Origin of the sequence: Streptomyces sp. NPDC087263 (assembly GCF_044744645.1) — a bacterium.
Classification (GTDB): Bacteria; Actinomycetota; Actinomycetes; order Streptomycetales; family Streptomycetaceae; genus Streptomyces.
Genome location: NZ_JBIUYT010000004.1, coordinates 118,467 through 137,483, shown reverse-complemented (window position 1 = coordinate 137,483; position 19,017 = coordinate 118,467). Strand labels below are relative to the sequence as shown.

Below are 19,017 nucleotides of genomic sequence, written 5' to 3'. Positions count from 1 at the left end.
CGTAAACCTCACAAAAAGGACGCATCAGAACCGGAGTTGGGCCTCTTAGTTGTCAGTGCCGTGCCGTAGAAATAAGGGGCACGGCTAGGTCCGCTCCGCGGACGGGAGGAGGTGGCTCGGTGAGTATTTCCGAGCCCTTGGACGACCCTTGGGCCGACAGCGGTCCCAGTGATCGTCCGCCATCCCCCCGCCGGCGCCAGGACGGCGGTCGGAGCCGCGACGAGCAGCACGATCGCGACCGTGACACCGGTTCGTGGGAGGGCGGAGGTTCGGCCTTCGAGCGCGTGCCGCCGCAGGACCTGGATGCCGAGCAGTCGGTTCTCGGCGGCATGCTTCTCTCCAAGGACGCCATCGCCGATGTCGTGGAGGTTCTCAAGGGCCACGACTTCTACCGCCCGGCGCACGAAACGATCTTCCAGGCCATCCTCGACCTGTATGCGAAGGGCGAGCCAGCCGACCCCATCACGGTCGCGGCGGAGCTCACCAAGCGGGGTGAGATCACCAAGGTCGGCGGCCCACCGTATCTGCACACACTGGTGCAGACGGTCCCCACGGCGGCGAACGCCGAGTACTACGCGGAGATCGTGCACGAGCGCGCGGTCCTGCGCCGCCTGGTCGAGGCGGGGACGCGTATCACGCAGATGGGGTACGCGGCTGACGGCGATGTCGATGAGATCGTCAACAGCGCCCAGGCCGAGATCTACGCGGTCACCGAGCAGCGCACCACCGAGGACTATCTGCCACTCGGCGACATCATGGAGGGCGCACTCGACGAGATCGAGGCGATCGGGTCCCGGTCGGGGGAGATGACCGGTGTGCCGACCGGCTTCACCGACCTCGACTCGCTCACCAACGGTCTCCACCCGGGCCAGATGATCATCATTGCCGCCCGTCCCGCCATGGGTAAGTCGACGCTGGCCCTGGACTTCGCGCGTACCTGCTCGATCAAGCACAACATGCCCAGCGTGATCTTCTCGCTCGAAATGGGCCGCAACGAGATCGCGATGCGTCTGCTGTCGGCCGAGGCCCGCGTGGCCCTGCACCACATGAGATCCGGCACGATGACCGACGAGGACTGGACACGGCTCGCGCGCCGTATGCCCGATGTCTCCGCTGCCCCGCTCTACATCGACGACTCCCCGAACCTGTCGATGATGGAGATCCGCGCCAAGTGCCGCCGCCTCAAGCAGCGTGCGGACCTGAAGCTCGTGGTCATCGACTATCTGCAGCTGATGCAGTCGGGTGGCAAGAGGTCCGAGAGCCGGCAACAGGAGGTCTCCGACATGTCGCGAAACCTGAAGCTGCTGGCCAAGGAGCTGGAGCTGCCGGTGATCGCGCTGTCCCAGCTCAACCGTGGTCCCGAGCAGCGCACGGACAAGAAGCCCATGGTCTCCGACCTCCGTGAGTCCGGATCGATCGAGCAGGACGCGGACATGGTGATCCTGCTGCACCGCGAGGACGCCTACGAGAAGGAGTCACCGCGCGCGGGCGAGGCGGACATCATCGTGGGCAAGCACCGTAACGGTCCGACGGCCACGATCACGGTGGCTTTCCAGGGCCACTACTCGCGCTTCGTGGACATGGCGCAGACCTGATCCGACCCGACGAGCGGTGGAGGAGAAGGGGTGGAAGTACGACGTCTGGAGCGAGCCGCCTACGGCCGAGTTGGAGAACATCCGACTTCTGGCGGGCTATCGCAGGGACTGGTTGTTCAAGCTCCGCCATCCTGGACGCGCTTTGGGACGCTGAACTTGATGGCATTGTCCTTGGGTCGGCAACACGCTGCTTGCCCGATCGCCCAGAGCCACAGGCCCGCGCTGCCCTTTACCACTTGCTCTGGAGGCACCACCTCAAGGTCGATCTCGGACGTCTCCTCGACACGTCATCTGTCCTGAGGAGGCCAGCGTGAGCAGGGCTGGCACCAGGGTGGGAATCGGCACGCGCTCCGGTGTCACCCGCTGAGCATATGGCCCGTGACTCCCGGACGGCCCTCAGCGCCTCGTCTCGTACCTGGTCAGGATCACGCCGCCGGGAAGCGTCCGCGTCTCCACCAGGTTCAGGTTCACCCAGCTGTCCAGCGCGGTGAAGAACGGCGTGCCGCCGCCCACCAGGACTGGTGCGGTGGCCAGCACGTACTCGTCGATCAGCCCGGCCCGCATGGCCGCCCCGGCAAGCGTCGCGCCGCCGATGTCCATCGGGCCGCCGTCCTCGTCCTTGAGCCGGGTGATCTCGGCGACCGCGTCACCGGTGACCAGGCGGGTGTTCCAGTCGACCTTGTCGATCGTCGAGGAGAACACCACCTTTGACATGCCCCGCCAGCGGCGCGCGAACTCGATCTCCGCCGGAGTGGCGTTGGGCTGCTGGTCGCCGGTCGGCCAGTGGGAGCTCATCGTCTGCCACAGCTTGCGCCCGTACAGCGACAGGTCGGTCGCCTGCAACTGGTCGGACCAGAACTGGAACAGCTCGTCGCTCGGCACGCCCCAGCCGATGTCGTCGCCGGGCGCGGCGATGTAGCCGTCCAGGGACAGGTTCATGCCGTAGATCAGTTTCCGCATGGCGCCAGCTTTCCGTGAGTCGGTCTCACGCGTACAGACCGGCGCGGCGCGGGAAACTTATCGATGCGCGATCTGAGCTCGCATGTAGTCCGCGTGCTCGGTGGCTCAGTCGCAGACTCATCGTTCCGCCGAGGAAATGGCATCGATCTGAGACTGATCTTGGGTGACATCGCGGTGAGACAACAGAGAAGCAGCAGGTCACAGAAGATCGACATGTCATCGGCGGTGAGACCCTACACACCTCGTCGGCCTGGGCGGACCCGGGACTCACACCTTGCCGGGTCCCGGAGCGTCAGAGAAATGTGCTCGACGTGCGATGCCGGGGCGGGTGGACTGGGGGCATGACCACACCTAAAGAAGAGCTCCTTCCCGCTACGCGCCGGGCTCTGTTGCACCGTATCGCCGTCGCTCAGGCCGAAGGACGGACGCCGTCACTGGTCGCTTCGGTGGTCCGGGGCGGGGAGAGGGTCTGGACCGGCGCGCGTACCTCGGTGGACGGCCACGGGCCGGACGAGAACGTGCAGTACCGGATCGGCTCCATCACCAAGACCTTCACCGCCGTACTGGTGCTGAGGCTGCGTGACGAGGGGGTGCTGGATCTCGGTGACCCCTTGGAGAAGTATCTGCCGGGTACCGGCGCTGGGGAGGTCACCATCGCCGAACTGCTCGCGCACACGGCGGGGTTGGCTGCCGAGTCACCCGCTCCCTGGTGGGAGCGCACGCCTGGCTCGCTGCGGCCGGAGCTGGCCGATGTGCTGGGCGAGCAGCCTTTCCGGCATTCGGTGGGGCGCCGGTTCCACTATTCGAACCCCGGCTACACGCTGCTGGGGGCTTTGGTCGAGGAACTGCGGGGCGCTCCCTGGGAAGAGGTTCTGCAGCGCGAGGTGCTGGAGCCGCTGGGACTGCGCCGTACCAGTGGACGGCCGCGGGCGCCGCACGCGGGCGGGTGGGCCGTCCATCCCTGGGCGGACGTCATGATGCCGGAACCGGCCGAGGACCTCGGGCGTATGGCGCCGGCCGGCCAGCTCTGGTCCACCACCGGGGACTTGGCGCGCTTTGCGGTCTTCCTTACTCAGGGCGACGACCGGGTGCTGAGTGCGGAATCCGTGCGGGAGATGCGGACGCCCGCCGCGCCATCCGAGACGGCGGACCTGGCCGCGGGCTCCGCTTACGGCCTGGGCATGCAGATCGTGCACCGAGACGGCCGGGCCCTCGTCGGCCACTCGGGTTCCCTGCCGGGCTTCCTCGCCGGCCTGATGGTGAGTGTGGAGGACGACGTGGCGGCGGTCGTGCTGTCCAACTGCACCTCGGGACTGCCTGCACTGACCGTCGCCGCAGATCTTGTCCGGATCGTGGCGGAGGCGGAGCCCCGGATCCCTGAGCCATGGCGTCCGCTGCCCGAAGTGGACGGCGCGGTCCTGGAGTTGGCAGGACAGTGGTACTGGGGGACGTACGCCTTCGGACTGCGGCTGGTGGCCGACGGTGGTGTTTCGCTGGAGCCGTTGTCCGGCACGGGTAGAGGCGCACGCTTTCGGGCGAACAGCGACGGTACCTGGACGGGACTCGACGGCTACTACGCCGGAGAGCTTCTCCGGGCCGTGCGGCGTCCCGACGGGTCCGTGAGCCACCTCGACGTCGGGTCATTCACCTTCACTCGTCAGCCGTACGACGAGAAGGCTCCTGTACCGGGTGGGGTGGACGCAGGCGGCTGGCGAGGGGTTCGGTAGGCGCTGTAACGGCGGGAGGCGGCTGTTTCACGTGAAACAGCCGCCTCCCGCCGTAGGTGCGAGTGCCCCTCAGAGCTGCAATTTGAAGCCCAGGTGGGAGGCCGTGAAACCGAGCCGCTCGTAGAACCGGTGAGCGTCGGTACGGGTGACGTCGGAGGTCAGCTGGACCAGTCGGCAGTTCTGACGCCGGGATTCCTCGATCGCCCACCCGATGAGCCGGGTGCCGAGGCCACTGCCGCGCTCATCCGCGTGGATACGTACGCCTTCGATGATCGAGCGGGTGGCTCCCTTGCGGGACAGCCCGGGAATCACCGTGAGCTGAAGGGTGCCGACGACACGGTCCTCGCGCACGGCGACGACGAGGTGCTGGTTCGCATCGCCGCTGAGGCGTTTCAGGGCGGCCAGGTACGGGGTGAGGTCCTCCGGCGATTCCCGCTGGGCGCCCAGCGGGTCGTCCGCGAGCATCGCGACGATGGCAGGGACGTCGTCGGGAACGGCGGCTCGTATTTCAAGATCTCCCATGGCCGCACCCTACGAGAGCGGACTCGCCCCTGCGCAGCGCCTAAGCGGGCACCTTCGCCGATTCCACGACCCGGACCAGTGGGGCCAGTTCCGGGTTTCCGGCCGCCTCGTCGAGTGCCTCGCGCAGGGCCGCGTCATTGGTGGGCCGTGCCTCTTCGAGGAGCGTGAGGCCCGCCTCGCTGACGTTCGTGTAGATGCCGCGGCGATCGGTCGGGCACAGGTAGCGCGAGAGCAGCCCGCGGTCCTCGAGCCGGGTCACGAGCCGGGTGGTGGCGCTCTGACTGAGGACGACCGCGTCCGCGACCTGCTTCATCTGCAGATGACCGCCATCGCCGTCGTGCTGGCGGCTGAGCACGTCGAGCAGGGAGTACTCCCGCACACTCAGGCCGTGCTTGGCCTGCAGGGCACGCTCGATGTGGGCCTCGATCCTCCCGTGGAGCAGGGAGAGAGCGCACCAGCCCTGCGAGAGGGCGGTGAGTGCGGGGTCCGTGGCTGTCATGGCGTTTTCTCCGTCCCGGAGCGACTGGATCCAGGATAGAGCACGATCGCAATAGCCCGCACTTGCATGTAACCCGCGTCTGCAACTATTGTGAGCGCACGCAAAGCGCTCCTGCAATCGTCTGGGAAGGTGTACCCCACCATGCCTCTCGCGCTTCTGGCCCTCGCGATCGGGGCCTTCGGAATCGGAACCACCGAATTCGTGATCATGGGTGTGCTGCCCGAGGTCGCCGGTGACTTCGGTGTCTCCATTCCCACCGCCGGACTGCTGGTGACCGGCTACGCCCTCGGTGTGGTGATCGGCGCCCCGATCATGACCGCGCTCGGCACGAAGGTGCCCCGCAAGCGGATGCTGATGCTGCTGATGGGCCTGTTCGTGCTCGGCAACCTGCTCTCCGCCGTCGCCCCGGTATTCGGGCTGATGCTGGCGGGCCGCGTGGTCGCCTCCCTCGCTCACGGTGCCTTCTTCGGCATCGGCTCGGTGGTCGCCGCCGAACTGGTCGCCCCTGAGAAGAAGGCCGGCGCGATCGCCATGATGTTCAGCGGTCTGACCGTCGCCAATGTGGTCGGCGTCCCGCTGGGCACAATGATCGGCCAGTCCGCCGGCTGGCGCGTCACATTCGCAGGCGTCGCCGCGCTCGGTGTGATCGGGTTGCTGGGCATAGCCAAGCTGGTCCCCGAGCTTCCGAAGCCTGAAGGCGTGCGCCTCCGTCACGAACTGGCCGCCTTCAAGAACGTCCAGGTTCTCCTGGCCATGGCGATGACCGTGCTCGGGTTCGGCGGCGTCTTCGCGGCCATCACCTACATCGCGCCGATGATGACGCACGTCACAGGCTTCGCAGACGGGTCCGTCACCTGGCTGCTGGTCCTCTTCGGCCTGGGCATGGTCGGCGGGAACCTGGTGGGCGGCAAGTTCGCCGACCGGGCGCTGATGCCGATGCTGTACGTGTCCTTGGGCGGCCTGGCCACGGTGCTCGCCCTGTTCACGGTCACGGCGCACAACAAAGTCCTCGCGGCCATCACGATCGCGCTGATCGGCGCCCTGGGGTTCGCCACCGTGCCGCCGCTGCAGAAGCGCGTCCTGGACCAGGCGCACGGCGCTCCCACGTTGGCCTCGGCTGTCAACATCGGCGCCTTCAACCTCGGCAACGCCCTGTCGGCCTGGCTGGGCGGCCTCGTCATCGCCGCAGGCATGGGCTACACCGCCCCCAACTGGGTCGGCGTCGTCCTCGCCACGGGCGCGCTCGTCCTTGCCGTTCTCTCGGCCGCCCTGGAGCGGCGAGCCGCCGCCCGCAGCGCTGTCATCGCCGGTGGCGCTCCCGCCGAACAGCGGGCCGCCCTCCACCACTGACCGGAGTCGGGCTCCGCGCGGGGCCAGGGTCGTCCCCGCACGCTCTCGAATCGGCACCACCTGTCGTGACTCGGTACCACCTACAAGGAGAAGCCCGCTCATGCGCACCACCACCGCCGTTGCCCCGCTGACCACCGAGGACGCCGAGGTTCTCGTCGCCGCAGCCCGCCGTGCCGCCGAAGTCTCCGGAGTCCGGGTCAGCGTCGCCGTCCTCGACGCGGGCGGTCACCCGCTGGCCTTCCGGCGTGATGACCAGGCCGTGTTGATCTCCGGCGAGACCAGCACCCGCAAGGCCTACACGGCACTCCAGTTGGACTCTGCCACGGCGGACCTCGTCGAGGCGGTCCGGCCCGGCGGTCTCTTCCACACCCTGCCCACCGCGCTCGACCGCCCGCTTCTGTTCATCGCGGGCGGCGCGCCGGTCCACCGTGACGGCCGTCTGATCGGCGCGATCGGCGTCGGCGGCGGTGCACCGGACCAGGACCACGGCTTCGCCGTAGCCGCCGTGGAGGCACTCGCCTGACATCGATTCAGCACAGACGCGCCGGTCTCCCATGCCTGGGGGACCGGTGTTTCCTTGCTGGCGGCTGCCAGGCCGCCCTCGTCTTCTAGCCGGCCGCCACCGTCAGGGGAGCGAACCGTCGTGTCCAGTCCCCGGGCAGCTCCGAGATCCCGTACGTCATCACCGCGTTGAAGCCGGTGGACACGAGGCCATGCTCCTTCACCCAGGACAGCAGCTCTTCGTGCCGTACGTCGATGTCGGTGCGCAGCCGGCCGTCGATGTGATCGGCCAGCGAGACGATGAGTGCCTTCGCCGTCTCTGTGTCGTGGGCGATCAGTGGACCCACCACGTGGTTGTCCATATTGGGCCAGGCGGCCGCGTATCCGGTGATCCGGCCTGCCTCCTCGGCGACGCGCAGTTGGTCGGAGAAGGCGGGCAGCCGCGTGATCACATGGGTACGGTCGCAGCCGAAGACCTCCTCGTCGAGCCGGAGGATCGTGGTGAGGTCGCCGGCCGTGGCCGGGCGCGTGAAGACCTTGGGATGCGGCCCATCGGTGACGAAGTGGCCGCTGACCATCTCCACCCGGCCCGTGACCTTGAAGCCCAACTCCTCGTAGAGCGGACGGCCGTACGGGGTGGCGTGCAGCGTCAGCGGGGTGGTGCCCACCTCCTCGACGACATGTCGCATCAGACGTCGGCCAACTCCCTGGCGGGCGTGCCGCTTGGCGACGAGCACCATGCCGATTGCGCTGAGATCAGGGCGTTCGCGCGAGCCGTACTCGGTCACGACACAGACCGTGAGAAGTCCGCCGTCGGGTGCGTCGATGCCGTATCCCGTCCCTGCGGCGAGGAGGAGGCCCCACTTGTGTTCCTCGCGGGGCCAGCCTCGATCCTCGGACAGGTCGGCGCAGGCGGTGAGATCGCGAAGCGTCAGGCGACGAATGGGCAGAGCGGCGAGGGAAGGTGTCGGCACGCAGGTCAGGCTGTCTGACCAGTACCTGCGTCGTCCACCTGTTTGCGGGTAGACGTACACGCTTTTGGCCAGGCTCTACGCCACCACACAGCACGTGGACAGATGTTTCACGTGAAACAGCTCGCGTTTCCCAGCCGCGTCCTCGGTCGAGCCAATTGGTCCAGCAGGGATTCTCAGTGTTGCAACCAGAGTGCAGATCACGAACCGGCTTTGTGAAGAATTCGAGGTGAACCGGGCCGACTCTGCGACCTGTGACGACTTACTGCCTGACTGTTCGGCCCTGTATCGGAATCCGTGGCGCTCTATGCGGATCGCGATCTGATGGCCCTAGTCGGCCCATCTCTGTGAAGCCCCAACCTGTGGGGAGTCCATGAATTGATCCTTCGAACCTGGCAATTGAGGCGACTCACGCTTGGGTCCCGTGATGCCTGAGTCTCGCCCATTCGTGCTCAAGGGCGGCGGGACTTGTGCCTGAGGAGGGTGCCGGTATGGTCGAGTCCGGTTCGCGTCCACGGCGATGTACGCAAGTCGCCTGGAGGCGCGAACGCATGCCAATGCAGCCTAACGGGATGGAGAGATCGAAGACCCGCATTTTCCGTTATGCGGCCGGGAGTTGGCCCGGGATGGGATGCTGCGATTACTGCGGCCAATGTCACATTCTCTCCTTACTTGTCCGTACGGAGCGGTAATCCGGGTTCAATGTGGCCGCATTGACCGATGGAGACTGAACCGGGAACGAATGCGAGCCGTCTGCGGGGGAAAGCAGGCATCTTCCGACCGCGGAGGTGCGCAGACCGACCGAAAGATGTTCGAGGCGAGGCACACCCATGGACGCTCCGACCACCACGTCGGCCGACAACGGCACTTCCGGCGGCAACAGCGGGGGTGGCTGGTTCACACCACGCAAGGATCCGGCACCGTCGTCCGCCGGCGGGGAGCAGGAGCCGGAGGGGAGCCGGTTGGCCGCGTTGCGACCGGTGGGCCGGCCGACCGAGAGCAGGCCGACAGACGCGGGTCGCGCCGCACGCACACCCCGCGCACGCGAGGGCTCACCGCCGCAGGAGCGAATACGGGCCGTCGAGCACTCCGGGACCGCTCACACTCCGAGCCCCGAGGCGGCGCCTGCCCCAGCGGCTCATCGCGAGCAGGGGCCCCCTCCTGAAGCCGTACGACCGCAGCGAGGACCCGCACGGCCCGAGCCTGGCTCCCCGCGGCCTGAATCCGGCTCTGCGCAGACCGAGCAAGTCTCTCCGCAGTCCGGCCACGGCTCTCCGCGGCCCGAACCCACCTCTCCGCAGTCCAGCCACGGCTCTCCACGACCCCAACCGATCCCGGAGCAGCCCGCGAACGCGCCGGAGCCGCACGTGCCCGCCCAGAGTTCCGTCTCCACTCCTGGGGCGTCTCCGGACGCCGTACTGGTCCGTCGGACCATGGCTGAGGTCGGCCCCATCGCCGACAAGGTCACCTCCTACTTCTACGCACTGCTCTTCGTGCGTCATCCGGAACTGCGGTCGTTGTTCCCCGCCGCGATGGACACCCAGCGGGACCGGCTGCTCAAGGCGCTGCTGACCGCGGCCGAGCACATCGACAACACCGAGATCCTCGTCGCGTACCTGCAGAACCTCGGCCGTGGACACCGCAAGTACGGCACCAGGCCCGAGCACTACCCGGCCGTCGGGGAGTGTCTGATCGGCGCGCTCAGCCGGTTCGCCTCGGCGGTCTGGGACCCAGAGACCGAGGCGGCCTGGGTCCGCACGTACACGACGATCTCCCAGGTCATGATCGACTCGGCGGCCCGCGACGAACTGCGAGCACCGGCCTGGTGGTACGCCGAAGTGGTCTCGCACGACCTCAGGACCTCGGACATCGCGGTCATCACGGTCCGCGCGGACCAGCCGTATCCTTTCCTCGCCGGGCAGTACACGAGCCTGGAGACGCCGTGGTGGCCGCGGATCTGGCGCCACTACTCCTTCGCCTCGGCGCCCCGCTCGGACGGGCTGCTTTCGTTCCATGTCAAGGCGATTCCGGCAGGTTGGGTGTCCAACGCGCTGGTGCACCGCGCCCGGCCCGGTGACATCATCCGGCTCGGGCCGCCGACCGGTTCGATGACCGTCGACCACACCACCGACAGCGGACTGCTCTGCCTGGGCGGTGGCACCGGCATAGCGCCCATCAAGGCGCTGGTCGAGGATGTCGCAGAGCACGGCGAGCGGCGCCCGGTCGAGGTCTTCTACGGAGCCCGTACCGGTCACGACCTGTACGACATCGACACGATGCTACGGCTCCAGCAGAGCCACCCGTGGCTCGAGGTGCGCCCGGTGATCGACCAGCAGGCCCATCTCCAACTGCCTGATGTCATACGCGAGTACGGGCCGTGGAACGAGTACGACGCCTACCTCTCGGGTCCGCCCGGGATGATCCGCAGCGGGGTGGACGCGCTCAGGGACATAGGCATTCCGTCGGACCGGATACGCCACGACGCGGTGGAAGAGCTCGTACTGACCGGGGACTGACCTCAGGCCGGCATCGGCAAAGACCGACACGTCAGGGACGTCAGAGCGTCAGCTCAGATCGGGCGCGTGCATTGCCCGTACGCCCTCGATGTTCCCGTCGAGATAGTGCCGCAGGGACAGCGGGACGAGGTGGACGGAGGCAATACCGACCCGGGTGAACGGAACCCGCACCGTTTCATACTCGCCGCACGGCTCATCGATCTCGGGGCCGTGCCGCAGCGCCGGATCCATGGACTCCAGACGGCAGACGAAGAAGTGCTGCACCTTCACGCCGGTCGCGCCGTCGTCGCCGATGTGCTCGACGGTGTCGACGAAGCAGGGCACCACATCGATGACCTTGGCGCCGAGTTCCTCGTGAACTTCACGGTGGAGCGCGTCGACGACAGTCGCGTCCTCCGGTTCGACCCCGCCACCGGGTGTGAGCCAGTAGGGATCGACGCCGGGTTTGGTGCGCTTGATGAGAATCAGGTCGTCGCCATCCAGCAGGATGGCGCGGGCGGTGCGCTTGACCACGGGTCGGACGGTCATGGGAGGAATGTGGCCCGGTTGGTTCCACGTGAAACATCGCGAAGCCGTCAGGGCGTCAGGAGAAGGCTCAGAGGGGAGAGGCAAGAAGGGAGAGGAAGGGAGGCCCAGGAGGGGACTTCACGACCAGCCGGCCGCGGCACGCAGCAGCCACTCGTGTGCCCGTGCGATATGAGGCATGGCGAGAGTGCCGGTGCGGACCACCAGAAAGTACGTACGCAGCGGTGGCACCGCCGGATCGAAGAGCGCCACGACATCGCCGCGTTCCAGGGCGGCGGCGCAGAGATACCGGGGCAGTACGGCGAGGCCCGCGCCTGTGGCGGCGCAGGCGAGCACCGCGCGGAGATCGGGCACGACGACGGTTCCGGAGGCCACCGGGTGGCAGTCGAAGACGGAGGCCCAGTAGCGGGCGACGAGCGGGAGGGATTCGTGCACCTCGACGACGGGAAACTTCTCCAGCGCATGGGCGCCCTTGCGGCGCAGCTTGTCGGGACCGATGCGGGCGGCCCAACGCGGGGCGGCGACCAGAACGTGCTCCTCGTCGCAGAGCGGAGTCGCCGTGAGCAGTGGGCCGCGCGGTTGGGCTGTGGTGATGGCCAGATCATGATGTCCGGCAGCGAGCCCTTCCAGCGCTTCCTCGGCGTTCCCGAACGAGGCGCGCAGAGCGAAACCCTGATCGTCGTCGCCCGTCAGCTCCGTGAGCGCGGGTAGAGCCCGTTCGGCGATGAACTCCGGCGGCCCGGCGAGGTGCAGGGTGCGTAGGGAGGAGTCCTCCTCGAGCCCGGTCTCGGCGATCTCCACCAGGGCGTCGAGATGCGGTGCGGCCTTGTGGGCAAGCTCGTCACCGATGGTCGTGGGGGTCACCCCGCGGGCCTGACGCAGGAAGAGGGGCCTCCCCAGCTGCCGCTCCAGTGCGCGGATCTGCGAGGTGACGGCAGGCTGCGATAGTCCGAGCAGCGCGGCGGCTCGGGTGAAGGAGCCGGCGCGGTGCACCGTCACAAACGTGCGCAGCAGCGCCAGATCCACGGTGTCCCTCCCCTCCCACCACTCCCGGCCGAGCCCCAACTATAAATAAGTCGATAGGTCGCTGTCGCTACTGTGATTGGACACTGACACAGAGTCAACTAGCCTTGTTCGCGCGGTTCTTCGCGCGTGGAACCGGGACGGTCCGAGCCACGAGGGGGGAGGCTCGGACCGTCCGTCGTACAGAGCGAGGCACCAAAGCCCGCAGCTCGGACGGGTGCTGCCCCCTACTCGCCGGTCGCTCGGGCTCACAGCTTGCTCGGGAAGAGTTCGGGAAGAGCTCGGTCCCCGGATCGGTGAGGACGCGAATCGGTGAAGACGCCGTTCGGTGAGGGAGAACTCAGTCCCCTGACTCGTCCAGCGCCCGCAGCACGTCCGCCACCAAGTCCTCCGGATCCTCCGCGCCGGCGGAGAAACGGATGAAGCCCTCGGGCACCGCGTCCCCGCCCCACCGCCCGCGCCGCTCGGCCGTGGACCGCACTCCACCGAAGCTCGTCGCGTCGTCCACCAGCCGCAGCGCGTCGAGAAAACGATCGGCACGCGCGCGCGTGGGCAGCGTGAAGGACACTACGCACCCGAAGCGCCGCATCTGCTGCGAGGCGATCTTGTACGAGGGGTCGTCCGGCAGCCCCGGATAGCGCAGCCCGGTCACCTCGGGCCGATTCCGCAGTGCCTCGGCGATCGTCAGGGCGTTGGCCGTCTGCCGGTCGGCACGCAGGTGGAGTGTGGCGAGTGAGCGGTGTGCCAGCCATGCCTCCATGGGGCCGAGGATCGCGCCGACCACCTTCCGCCAGCGCCGTACGGGAGCCATCAGAGCGGCGTCGCGCGCGGTGACGTATCCCAGGAGGATGTCGCCGTGTCCGGTGAGCATCTTGGTGCCGCTGGCCACGGAGAAGTCGGCGCCGAGCTCCAGCGGGCGCTGCCCGAGCGGGGTCGCCAGTGTGTTGTCGACGGCGACGAGGGTGCCCTGCGCGTGGGCCGCCTCGGCGAGCCGGCGTATGTCGCACACGTCGAGCCCCGGGTTCGACGGGGTCTCGATCCACAGCAGCTTCGCGCCGTCGAGCGCGTCGAGCTGGGCGTCGCCGCCGGTCGGGGCGGTGCGTACCTCGATGCCGAACGCGGTCAGCTGCTCGCGCACCAGGGGCAGCACCTGGTAGCCGTCGTCCGGCAGGACCACGATGTCGCCGGCCCGCAGCTGGGAGAAGAGGACCGCCGAGATGGCGGCCATGCCCGAGGGGAAGGCGAGCGTCTCGACGTCGTCCTGGCCGGGGGCCTCCAATTCGCCGATGGCGCGCTCCAGGAGCGTCCAGGTCGGGTTCTCGTCCCGGCCGTAGGTGTACGGGCCGGTGGGCTCTCCCGGCAGGTGGAAGTGCGCGGCGAAGACCGGGCCCGGGAGCGTCGGCTCGTACTTGACGGGTTCGGGCAGTCCGGCCCGCACCGCGCGTGTGCCGTCACCGCTCCCCGTGACGAAATCCCCTGAGGTCATGCCGCTCGTCCCTCCACTTGCTCCTGTACGGCGGCCAGCAGCCCGCGGCTCGCCGACTCCACCATCTCAAGACACTCCTCGAAGCCTTCTATATGTCCGTAATACGGATCGGGGACGTCGGGGTCGGCGCCCGCGTCGGGGTCGTACGAACGCAGCAGTCGGACCTTCTCCGCGTCCTGAGGTGTGGATGCGAGGCGGCGCAGGGCCCTCAGGTGGCCGGAGTCGAGGGCGATGACGAGGTCGAGGCGGGCGAACCACGAGGCCTGGAACTGTCGGGCCACGTGGTCGCTCCCGTAACCGTGCGCCTCCAGTACGGCGACGGCGCGTGGGTCGGCGCCGTCGCCCTCGTGCCAGCCGTCCGTGCCCGCGCTGTCGACCTCGACCATGGCTTCGAGTCCGGCCTCTTCTATACGGGCGCGGAAGACGGACTCGGCCATCGGGGAGCGACAGATGTTGCCGGTGCAGACGAAACAGACGGAATAGCTCATCGGACGTGCTCAGTCCTTGCCGTCGGGCAGGACGACGTTGAGTGCCCAGGACACGACCGAGATGATCAGGCCGCCCAGGACGGCGGTCCAGAAGCCCTCGACGTGGAAACTCAGGTCCAGCTTGTCGGACAGCCACGAGGTGAGCAGCAGCATCAGGGCGTTGACCACAAGGGTGATCAGGCCGAGCGTGAGGATGAAGAGCGGGAAGGTCAGCACCTTCACGACCGGCTTGACCAGGAAGTTCACCAGGCCGAAAACCAGTGCGACGAGCAGGAGCGTGCCGACCTTCTTGCCGGTGCTGTCACCGGTCAGGGTGATCTTGTCCAGCACCCAGACGGCAACGGCCAGGGCCGCCGCGTTGGCGATCGTCTTGACTACGAAATTCTTCATGTGTCTGATCGTGGCAGAAGAGATCGACTGGCGAGCGCGGCTGTGGACAGAGCAGACCGCGTACGAGAGCGGACGAGGGCGATGAAGGCATTCCGGCTGGATGAACTGGAGGCGGAACGCGCCGCCAACGACGGTGCCTATCTGCAGTTTCTGCGAGAGCGGAACATGTCGGTCGGTCTGTACGCGCTCGACGCGGGGGACCAGGACCCGCAGCGGCCCCACCAGCAGGACGAGGTGTACTTCATCGTGAGCGGGCGGGCCTCGATCACAGTCGGTCTGGAGACCACGCAGGTGGCGCGGGGCAGTGTCGTCTACGTCCCCGCGGGGGTCGCCCACAAGTTCCATCACATCACCGAGGACCTGCGGGTTCTGGTGGTGTTCTCTCCGCCCGAGAGCTGATGGCCGTCTCGGGGTTCCCTAGGGGAACGGTCAGGGGGGAACAAGGGGTGCGAGGCCCCCGTCCGGCCCCTGCCGGATCTAGCATCGAATGCAAGACATGCGAGACATCGGAGAACCCGGAATCACTGTCCCGACTTGGGGCGACGGGCAGACAGAGGCAAGGACAAGGGCGATGCGAGAGATCTTCAACGGTATGCCGTGGTGGGTGAAGTGGGTCGCGGTGCCGGTCATCGCCCTCGTGGTGTTCGGTGGCTTGATAGCGACCGTCGTCGGCTTCGTCATCGGCCTGCTCTTCAAGGCGCTGGTCTTCGTCGCGCTGGTCGGCGGACTGATCTACGTCGTGCGGAAGTTCACGACGAGTTCGTCGTCGCGCAGCGACTGGTGAGGTGACGGGGAGACGCGAGCGGGTGAGCGATCGGTAACGGGTGGGCCGGTAAAGGGAAGCCGAGGTTCCCTCGGCCGGGGGAAGTTTCCCGGCGGGGCGGTCTGCGGGCGGTGACGGGCGGTTAAAGTCCGGAAGCTCGACGCGGGGTCGACCCTCGCGAGCAGCGCACACCTCCCTCCCGTGTTCCCCCGCACGGGCGGTCCCCCTCGCGCTCAGGGAGTGCCCCTTGGCCACGGTTGACACCGCACCCGCAAGCTCACACGCTCCACCTGTCCAGCGGTCCGGAGTGTCTGCGGGGTCCCGTGTCCCGCCGACCCAGCCACGCACGTCGCCTACGGAGGCGCAGCCGAAGACCTCGCCCCCAGAGACGCACGACGTGCGGACGTCAACCGCTGAGCACGACGGATGCACGTCATCCACTGAGCACGACGGACGTACGTCATCCACCGAGCACGACGGACGTACGTCATCCACCGAGACAAGCACTCGGCACGCTCCGACGCGCACCCCGCCCGCGGCCTCCCACGGGCTGCTCGTCGGGGCACGAACGCCCCCGGCCGAGGCCGCGTCGCTGGACCCGCACCCCACGACCCTCATCGGCTCCGTCCAGCGGGCGATGCGCCTTCTGGAGGCCGTAGCCGCGCGTGAGCACGGAGCGCCCGCCAAACAGCTCGCCCGGGAGGCGGGGCTCGCGCTTCCGACGGCGTACCACCTGCTGCGCACTCTGGCCCACGAGGGCTATCTGCGCCGAGAGAAGGGGCTGTTCTTCCTCGGTGAGGCCGCCGAGCGGTTGAGCAGTAGCGGAGCCCAGCAGAAACGTCGCAGCACGATGAGCGACGTACTCGCGCACTGGCGCGATTCGATCGGCGTACCGGTGTACTACGCGACGTACCGCGACGGTGAGATCGAGGTCCTGTCCGTCGCCGACACCCCGGGCAATCCCGCGGTCCAGGAGTGGGCCGACTTCCGGGAGACCGGGCACGCCCACGCGATCGGCCAGTGTTTGCTGTCGCAGCTGGACGAGAAGGCCCGCAGGGATCATCTCGACCGCTATCCGGTGCAGTCGATCACTCCGTACACGGTGCGTGACAGTGACAGTCTGTTGCGGCGCCTGGAACGCATTGGGCGGATGGAGCCCGTGATCGAACGACAGGAGTACGCGCTGGGCACGGTCTGCGCCGCGATTCCCATCACCGTCGGCACCACCGCATCGACCGTGGCCATCTCCGTACCGTCGCACCAGGCCGCCCGACTCCTGCCCGCCGCACGCCAGTTGCAAGGGGAAATCGGCAGGGCGCAAGGGACACTCGCCATCTCTATCAGTATCTGAAAACTCACTCCTTGTGATCTGCCGTGTACGTTGAGCAAGATTCCAGCAGTGTCAGGGGGACGATTCCTGGCCAGTCGACCGCAAACGACGGGGTAGGCGATGCGTGAGTCGGTACAGGCAGAGGTCATGATGAGCTTCCTCGTGTCGGAGGAGCTCTCCTTCCGGATTCCGGTGGAGCTGCGCTACGAGACCTGTGATCCGTACGCCGTGCGGCTGACCTTTCACTTGCCCGGCGACGCACCTGTGACCTGGGCGTTCGGACGGGAGTTGCTGGTCGACGGCGTGGGCCGGCCGTGTGGCGACGGCGATGTGCACATCGCACCCGCCGACCCGGACGCGTTCGGTGAGGTGCTGATCCGGCTTCAGGTCGGCGGTGATCACGCGCTGTTCAGGTCCGGTGCGGCGCCGCTCGTGGCGTTCCTCGACCGCACGGACAAGCTGGTGCCGCTCGGGCAGGAGCGCTCCCTCGCCGACTTCGACACCCACCTCGACGAGGCGCTGGACCGCATCCTGGCGGAGGAGCAGAGCGCGGGCTGAGCGCCGCCTCGCTCCCGAGTGGAGTAACGCTTCCTCTCAACCGGCCCCGCGTACGGGACAGCGGTCGCGGCGCGCGTCAAGTGCCCTTGGGCGCCACGTGGCTTCAGTGCTTGCGGCGGCGGCCCTTCCCGCCGCGTACCGGCGTCCTGGCGGCCCCCACGGGCTCCGCAGGGTCGCCAGGAGCCCCAGCCCCGGGCAGGCCGGCCGGAGCCCCCGTGCGGTCGGCCGAGACGACCAGGGCGGCCAGTGCGGTGGTGACCGGAACAGAGGCGACCAGGCCGATCGATCCGACCAGGGTGCGCACGATCTCCTCGGCGACCAGTTCGCTGTTGGCGACAGTGCCCACGCTGCTCTCTGCGATCGAGAAGAGCAGCAGGAGGGGCAGCGCCGCGCCCGCGTACGCCAGGACGAGCGTGTTGACGACCGAGGCGATGTGGTCGCGGCCGATGCGGATGCCCGCGCGGTACAGCCCCCGCCAGCCCATCGCCGGATTCGCCTCGTGCAGCTCCCAGACCGCGGAGGTCTGCGTCACCGTCACGTCGTCGAGCACACCGAGCGAACCGATGATGACGCCCGCGAGCAGCAGACCGCTCATGTCGATGTTCGGATACAACCCGTGGATCAGGCCGGTGTTGTCGTCCGTGTTGCCGGTCAGCGCGGCCCAGCTGATGAACACGGAGCCGAGAAACCCGATCAGCAGCAGCGAGAGCAGGGTGCCGATCACCGCCACCGATGTCCGGGCCGAGAGGCCATGGCACATGTAGAGGGCGATCAGCATGATGGCGCTTGCCCCGACGACCGCCACGCCCAGCGGGTTCGAGCCCTGCAGGATGGCGGGCAGGATGAAGAACGTCAGGATCATGAAGCTGACGGCCAGTGCGACCAGCGCCATGACACCGCGCAGCCGGCCCACCCCCACGACGACCAGCGCGAAGATCCCGGCGAGCAGTGTCATCGGGATCCTGCGGTTCACATCGCTGACCGAGTACTGCAAGTCCTTCGGCGCGGAGGGCTCGTACGCGACCACGACCTTCTCGCCCTGGTGCAACTGGCGTGACTGGTCCGGCTGGACGATCTCGGTGAACGTACGGCCCTTGTCGCTGCCGGTGTCGACCCGGATCGTCGCCTTTTTGCAGTCACCCGTCGCCTGTTGCTGTGCCGAGGAGCCCTCGGCGGTGGACGTGTCGCCGGTCGGGGTCTCCCCCGAGGCGTTCACGGAATCGCAGTCCACCTTGTCGATCTTGGTGACCGTCGCCTGCTGGGTCTGCCGGTCGAAACCGACGCCGGTGCGCTCGTGCCCCGGGGCGCCCCCCGGCCAGAGCACCACGAGCCCCACGACGACCGCGGCGGCGAACGGGATCAGCACCGCGCCGATGACCTTGCGCAGATGCTTGGAGACGGGGGCGGCGGGGCCATGGCTGTGACTGTGCGAATGGCCGTGGCTGTCGCCGGACCCCTGGCCGCCACCAGCCCCATGGCCGCCGCCAGGCTCCTGCCCGCCGCCTGCTCCCGGGCCGTCACCGGGCCCATGCCACCCACCGGCCCCCTGCCCACCACCAGGCCCCTGCCCGCCACCAGGCCCGTGGCCGCCGCCAGGCTCCTGCCTACCGCCCGGCCCCGGGACGTCGCCGCGCCCTCTGCCGCCACCAGGTCCGTGCCCTTGGTCGTGGCCGCGGCCGTGCCCGTGACCGTCGCCGGGACCATGTCCGTGCGGCGGCTCGGACGGCGGAATAGGGGGCTGCTGCATCGTGGTCACCGACCGATCATCGCAAGAACGGACGGGGCCCACTGTTCAGCGCGCCCGATGTGACGC

At 68.1% G+C, this 19,017-nt stretch carries 19 protein-coding genes; 9 read left to right on the top strand and 10 right to left on the bottom strand.

The genetic code is table 11. The features are described from left to right. The first annotated feature begins 119 nt into the window (after positions 1-119). Positions 120-1,595, top strand: a complete 1,476-nt coding sequence (dnaB, locus tag ACIPC1_RS13925) for a replicative DNA helicase (RefSeq protein WP_402516550.1) — start codon at positions 120-122, stop codon at positions 1,593-1,595. 396 nt (positions 1,596-1,991) lie between these two features. On the opposite strand, the gene ACIPC1_RS13920 is transcribed toward dnaB, so the two are convergent. Continuing rightward, positions 1,992-2,555 (bottom strand): dihydrofolate reductase family protein, encoded by a 564-nt coding sequence (locus ACIPC1_RS13920; RefSeq protein ID WP_402516547.1) that lies wholly within the window; start codon positions 2,553-2,555, stop codon positions 1,992-1,994. A gap of 341 nt (positions 2,556-2,896) precedes the next feature. Between ACIPC1_RS13920 and ACIPC1_RS13915 the strand changes: the two genes are divergently transcribed. Continuing rightward, positions 2,897-4,282 carry a serine hydrolase domain-containing protein gene (locus ACIPC1_RS13915; RefSeq protein WP_402516544.1) on the top strand — a complete coding sequence of 462 codons (1,386 nt, stop codon included), beginning with the start codon at positions 2,897-2,899 and terminating at the stop codon, positions 4,280-4,282. Positions 4,283-4,351: 69 nt separating this feature from the next. Here ACIPC1_RS13915 and ACIPC1_RS13910 read toward each other — a convergent pair whose 3' ends face one another. Both ACIPC1_RS13910 and ACIPC1_RS13905 read right to left on the bottom strand, forming a co-directional pair. After that, positions 4,352-4,804, bottom strand: coding sequence for a GNAT family N-acetyltransferase (locus ACIPC1_RS13910; RefSeq protein WP_384391143.1), 453 nt, complete (start codon positions 4,802-4,804; stop codon positions 4,352-4,354). Between the two features lie 40 nt (positions 4,805-4,844). Further along, positions 4,845-5,303, bottom strand: a complete 459-nt coding sequence (locus ACIPC1_RS13905; protein ID WP_402516541.1) for a MarR family winged helix-turn-helix transcriptional regulator — start codon at positions 5,301-5,303, stop codon at positions 4,845-4,847. Positions 5,304-5,444: 141 nt separating this feature from the next. Between ACIPC1_RS13905 and ACIPC1_RS13900 the strand changes: the two genes are divergently transcribed. Next, positions 5,445-6,653, top strand: coding sequence for an MFS transporter (locus ACIPC1_RS13900; protein WP_402516539.1), 1,209 nt, complete (start codon positions 5,445-5,447; stop codon positions 6,651-6,653). Between the two features lie 100 nt (positions 6,654-6,753). Further along, positions 6,754-7,176 carry a heme-binding protein gene (locus ACIPC1_RS13895; RefSeq protein WP_402516536.1) on the top strand — a complete coding sequence of 141 codons (423 nt, stop codon included), beginning with the start codon at positions 6,754-6,756 and terminating at the stop codon, positions 7,174-7,176. Positions 7,177-7,261: 85 nt separating this feature from the next. On the opposite strand, the gene ACIPC1_RS13890 is transcribed toward ACIPC1_RS13895, so the two are convergent. Further along, a complete protein-coding gene (locus ACIPC1_RS13890) occupies positions 7,262-8,128 on the bottom strand; it encodes a GNAT family N-acetyltransferase (RefSeq protein WP_402516535.1) in 867 nt (288 codons plus the stop codon). 827 nt (positions 8,129-8,955) lie between these two features. On the opposite strand from ACIPC1_RS13890, the gene ACIPC1_RS13885 reads away from it, so the two are divergent. Then, the gene (locus tag ACIPC1_RS13885) at positions 8,956-10,641 is read left to right on the top strand and encodes a globin domain-containing protein (RefSeq protein WP_402516533.1); all 1,686 of its coding nucleotides are present in this window, start codon (positions 8,956-8,958) and stop codon (positions 10,639-10,641) included. Positions 10,642-10,689: 48 nt separating this feature from the next. Here the strand turns inward: ACIPC1_RS13885 and ACIPC1_RS13880 are convergent, their stop codons facing one another. The 5 genes from ACIPC1_RS13880 to ACIPC1_RS13860 form a co-directional block, all read right to left on the bottom strand. Then, a complete protein-coding gene (locus tag ACIPC1_RS13880) occupies positions 10,690-11,169 on the bottom strand; it encodes an NUDIX domain-containing protein (RefSeq protein WP_402516530.1) in 480 nt (159 codons plus the stop codon). 117 nt (positions 11,170-11,286) lie between these two features. Beyond that, entirely contained in the window at positions 11,287-12,192 is a 906-nt protein-coding gene (locus tag ACIPC1_RS13875) for a LysR family transcriptional regulator (RefSeq protein ID WP_402516527.1), read from the bottom strand. 337 nt (positions 12,193-12,529) lie between these two features. Further along, a complete protein-coding gene (locus ACIPC1_RS13870; protein WP_402516526.1) occupies positions 12,530-13,675 on the bottom strand; it encodes a cystathionine gamma-lyase in 1,146 nt (381 codons plus the stop codon). Further along, positions 13,672-14,163, bottom strand: a complete 492-nt coding sequence (locus ACIPC1_RS13865; RefSeq protein ID WP_402516523.1) for a low molecular weight protein-tyrosine-phosphatase — start codon at positions 14,161-14,163, stop codon at positions 13,672-13,674. The genes ACIPC1_RS13870 and ACIPC1_RS13865 overlap by 4 nt, the downstream gene beginning before the upstream one ends. 9 nt (positions 14,164-14,172) lie before the next feature. Continuing rightward, positions 14,173-14,553, bottom strand: a complete 381-nt coding sequence (locus ACIPC1_RS13860; RefSeq protein WP_384381278.1) for a phage holin family protein — start codon at positions 14,551-14,553, stop codon at positions 14,173-14,175. Between the two features lie 81 nt (positions 14,554-14,634). Between ACIPC1_RS13860 and ACIPC1_RS13855 the strand changes: the two genes are divergently transcribed. The 4 genes from ACIPC1_RS13855 to ACIPC1_RS13840 all read left to right on the top strand — a co-directional run bounded on the left by ACIPC1_RS13855 (position 14,635) and on the right by ACIPC1_RS13840 (position 17,204). Continuing rightward, the gene (locus ACIPC1_RS13855; protein ID WP_266458532.1) at positions 14,635-14,952 is read left to right on the top strand and encodes a cupin domain-containing protein; all 318 of its coding nucleotides are present in this window, start codon (positions 14,635-14,637) and stop codon (positions 14,950-14,952) included. 172 nt (positions 14,953-15,124) lie between these two features. Continuing rightward, positions 15,125-15,337 (top strand): DUF5326 family protein, encoded by a 213-nt coding sequence (locus ACIPC1_RS13850; RefSeq protein WP_402516522.1) that lies wholly within the window; start codon positions 15,125-15,127, stop codon positions 15,335-15,337. Positions 15,338-15,908: 571 nt separating this feature from the next. Next, positions 15,909-16,667, top strand: coding sequence for an IclR family transcriptional regulator (locus ACIPC1_RS13845; RefSeq protein WP_384381314.1), 759 nt, complete (start codon positions 15,909-15,911; stop codon positions 16,665-16,667). Between the two features lie 99 nt (positions 16,668-16,766). Further along, positions 16,767-17,204, top strand: coding sequence for an SsgA family sporulation/cell division regulator (locus ACIPC1_RS13840; protein WP_266458537.1), 438 nt, complete (start codon positions 16,767-16,769; stop codon positions 17,202-17,204). 103 nt (positions 17,205-17,307) lie between these two features. Here the strand turns inward: ACIPC1_RS13840 and ACIPC1_RS13835 are convergent, their stop codons facing one another. Then, entirely contained in the window at positions 17,308-18,960 is a 1,653-nt protein-coding gene (locus ACIPC1_RS13835) for a YibE/F family protein (protein WP_402516520.1), read from the bottom strand. Positions 18,961-19,017: the final 57 nt, after the last annotated feature.